This is a genomic window from Acidiphilium sp. JA12-A1 (assembly GCF_000724705.2).
Lineage (GTDB): Bacteria > Pseudomonadota > Alphaproteobacteria > Acetobacterales > Acetobacteraceae > Acidiphilium > Acidiphilium multivorum.
The window spans coordinates 1-243 of record NZ_JFHO01000275.1 but is presented as its reverse complement, the minus strand read 5'-3'; the positions used below and the strand labels follow the sequence as shown (position 1 = coordinate 243).

General features: G+C 65.4%; 1 protein-coding gene. It reads left to right on the top strand.

Going from position 1 to position 243, the window contains the following annotated elements:
- Positions 1 to 243: hypothetical protein (locus RT91_RS22110; protein WP_035189767.1), on the top strand; the 243-nt coding region annotated here is incomplete at both ends.

Below are 243 nucleotides of genomic sequence, written 5' to 3'. Positions count from 1 at the left end.
GTCATCCTCACCGGCAGCAACTCCATCACCACTCTCGGCAGCGTCAACGTCGGCAACCTCACCCTCGACGACAACGCGCCCCTCACCATCGCCGGACCCTTCACCGCCACCAGCGCAAGCCTCACCGACACCAGCGCCGGCGGCTTCGACATCACCGGAGCCGTCTCCGCCACAGGCAGCCTCAGCCTCGACGCCAACGCAGGCACCATCTCCAATTCGGGTTCGGGCACAGGCTATATCAAC